A 3469-nucleotide genomic window follows, 5' to 3' on the forward strand; every position below is an offset into this window, starting at 1 on the left:
ACCCCAACACGAACCCCAACACCCCCGAACAGTCGCAGCTCGGCCGCGCCTCGGCCTACGCCGACAAGTACGACCCGAGCCTGCTGTTCCCCATCGCACGCACCACGCAGCGCGAAGCCATGGGCATCCAGGCCGGCGCCTTGCCCTTCTTCGGCGCCGACCTCTGGACCGCCTTCGAGCTGAGCTGGCTGAACCCGCGCGGCAAGCCGCAGGTGGCCATTGCGCACTTCACCATTCCCTGCGAAACGCCCAACATCATCGAGAGCAAGTCGTTCAAGCTGTACCTCAACAGCTTCAACAACAGCACCTTCGCCAGCATCGATGCCGTGCGCGAGCACCTGCGCACCGACCTTTCCGAAGCCGCATGGCGCGGCAGCGACCAGTCGGCCGGCATCGGCGTGAAGCTGCTCACGCCCGACCTCTTCGATCGCGAGCCGGTGCATGAAATCGACGGCCTGGACCTCGACCGCCTCGACATCGAATGCACCCACTACCAGCCCGCGCCCGAGCTGCTGAGCAGCGACACGACGCAGGTGCACGTGAACGAAACCCTCACCAGCCGGCTGCTCAAGAGCAACTGCCTCGTCACCGGCCAGCCCGACTGGGGCAGCGTGCAGATCCGCTACAGCGGCCCGCCCATCGACCAGGCCGGCCTGCTGGCGTACATCGTGAGCTTTCGCAACCACAACGAGTTCCACGAACCCTGCGCCGAGCGCATGTTCACGGACATCTGGCGCCAATGCCAGCCGACCAAGCTCGCGGTGTATGCGCGCTACACGCGGCGCGGCGGGCTGGACATCAACCCGTTCCGCACGAGCTGGCCGCAGGCGCTGCCGGCGAACATTCGTACGGCGCGGCAGTAACGGCCACCCGCGGGCTGTCGCGCGCAGCCGCGGCTTAAGCCCCTCTTCGGAATTCCTGAACTCGCAGGCCGGCCCCTGTGGCATTCTGAAATTCCCCCGCGAGTCCGCGGGCGAACGAACATCCGAAGCAGAGGCAAGACACATGGTTGAAGGCAAAGTGGTCGTCGTCACCGGCGCGGGCGGCGGCATCGGGCGTGACATCGCGCTCGCGATGGCGCGGCATGGCGCGAAGGTGGTGGTCAACGACATCGGCGCAGGGCTCGACGGCGCGGGCGGCAGTGCCGGCCCGGCGCAGCAGGTGGTCGAGGAAATCCGCGCGGCGGGCGGGCAGGCCGTGCCCAACACCGACAGCGTGGCCGATGCCGCGAGCGCCGGACGCATCGTGGAATGTGCGGTCGACAGCTTCGGGCGCATCGATGCAGTGGTGAACAACGCGGGCATCCTGCGCGACCGGTTCTTTCACAAGATGTCGGTCGACGAGTGGGACGCGGTGATCAAGGTGCACCTGTACGGCGCCTACTTCGTGAGCCGCGCGGCCGCGACGCATTTCAAGGAACAGAATTCGGGCGCGTTGGTGCACATGACCTCCACCTCGGGCCTGATCGGCAACTTCGGCCAGGCCAACTACGCGGCGGCCAAGCTCGGCATCGCGGCGCTGTCGAAGTCGATCGCGCTGGACATGCTCAAGTTCAACGTGCGCTCCAACTGCATCGCGCCCTTCGCCTGGAGCCGCATGATCGGCGCCATTCCCACCGACACCGACGAGCAGCGCGCGCGCGTCGACAAGATCAAGCAGATGACACCCGCCAAGGTGGCGCCGCTCGCGGTGTACCTGGCGAGCGATGCGGCCGCCGCGGTCAACGGGCAGATCTTCTCGGTGCGCAACAACGAGATCTCGCTCATCAGCCAGCCGCGCCCGGTGCGCTCCATCCACCGCTCCGAAGGCTGGACGCCCGAGAGCATCGCCGAGCACGCCATGCCCGCGATGCGCGCCAGTTTCTTCCCGCTGGACCGCTCGGCCGACGTGTTCAGCTGGGACCCGGTCTGAGAAGGTGTGAACGAACCCGCCATGTCCGGATTCATTCACACCTTCTGAGGACAAACCCGCAAGCGGCTGCAGGCGACGCCGTTCGCCGGACAATGCGCGTTCCTCCCGCTTCCTTCATGCCCGCCCGGTGAACCTGCACTTCGACCTGTTCGACCTGAAACTGTTCGTCTACGTGGCGGACGCGCGCAGCCTCACGCGCGGCGCCGAGAAGGCCTGCATCTCGCTGGCCGCCGCGTCCACGCGCATCAAGCAGATGGAAGAGGCGGTGGGCGGCAAGCTGCTGCACCGCAGCGCGCAGGGCGTGAGCCTCACGGCGGCGGGGCAGGCGGTGCTGTACCACGCCAAGCGCGTGATGCAGCAGATGGAGCACCTGCGCTGCGACATGCAGGACTTCAGCAAGGGCATCAAGGGCCATGTGCGCGTGTTCGCCAACACCACCTCGATCACCGAGTACCTGCCGCAGAAGCTCGCGGGCTTTCTCACGCAGCACCCGGCCGTGCAGGTCGATCTGCGCGAGTACCTGAGCGAAGAAATCGTGCGCGCCGTGGCCGACGGCGAGGCCGACATCGGCATCCTCGCGGGCGATGTGCACACCGGCGAGTTCGATGCGCGCCCGTTCGGGCGCAACCAGCTCGTGCTGGTGGTGCCGCCCACGCACCCGCTGGCGGGCGCGTCGTCGGTGGCCTTTGCCGACACGCTCGACGAGCAGCACGTGGGCCTGCACCACGGCAGCGCGATCCACCGCTTTCTGCAACGCCGCGCCGAACTCGCGGGGCGCGGCTTCAACCCGCGCATCCAGGTGAGCAGCTTCGAGGCCATCTGCCTGATGATCGAAGCGGGCGTGGGCGTCGGCGTGCTGCCGTCGTCGTCGGCGCAGCGGCTGTCGATGGCGATGCGGATCGCCACGGTGCCCTTGAGCGACGCCTGGGCCGAACGCGAACTCAAGCTCATCGCGCGCAACCGCGAGCAGCTGCCGGCTTCCGCGCGCGAGCTGTTCGATCACCTCGTTTTGACCTGAGGCGCGACGGGCCATGTCCGCCGACCTGAAGTCGCTGCGCCTGTTCGTGGCCGTGTCCGACCACGGCAGCATCAGCGAAGGCGCCAAGCGCTGCCACATCGCGCTCGCGGCTGCGAGCAAGCGCATCTCTGATCTCGAAGCTCGCGCTAGGCTGCCGCTGCTGGTGCGCCATGCGCGCGGCGTCACGCTCACCTCGGCCGGCCATGGGCTGCTCCTGCATGCGCGCGCCGTGCTCTCGGCCATGGACCGGCTGGGCGCCGAGCTCGACGATTTCCAGAACGGCGTGGCGGGCGTGGTCAGCATCACGGCCAACGCCTCGACCATCGCGCAGTTCCTGCCGGCGCAGATCGGCTCGTTCCTGCGCCTGCACCCGGTGCTCAAGATCGACCTGCAGGAGCGCGCCAGCACCGAGGTGGTCAAGGCCGTGCAGGCCGGCCTGGCTGATATCGGCGTGATCGAGGGCCAGACGCCGGCCGACGGTCTCGAATGCCTGCCCTACCGCACCGACGAGCTGGCCGTGGGGGGGGGGGGGGGCCCCCC

At 68.1% G+C, this 3469-nt stretch carries 4 protein-coding genes; all 4 read left to right on the plus strand.

Annotated elements, in window-relative coordinates:
- A partial coding sequence (gene queF / locus AC07XP_RS07430; protein ID WP_495264249.1) for an NADPH-dependent 7-cyano-7-deazaguanine reductase QueF occupies window positions 1–863 on the plus strand: 863 nt, incomplete at its 5' end.
- 142 nt (window positions 864–1005) lie between these two features.
- Window positions 1006–1911 carry an SDR family NAD(P)-dependent oxidoreductase gene (locus AC07XP_RS07435; RefSeq protein WP_070062159.1) on the plus strand — a complete coding sequence of 302 codons (906 nt, stop codon included), beginning with the start codon at window positions 1006–1008 and terminating at the stop codon, window positions 1909–1911.
- Window positions 1912–2038: 127 nt separating this feature from the next.
- A complete protein-coding gene (locus AC07XP_RS07440; protein ID WP_495264250.1) occupies window positions 2039–2929 on the plus strand; it encodes a LysR family transcriptional regulator in 891 nt (296 codons plus the stop codon).
- 13 nt (window positions 2930–2942) lie between these two features.
- The coding region (locus AC07XP_RS07445; RefSeq protein WP_495264251.1) for a LysR family transcriptional regulator at window positions 2943–3469 on the plus strand (527 nt) is incomplete at its 3' end.

It is taken from the genome of Variovorax sp. GW531-E2 (genome assembly GCF_059423125.1).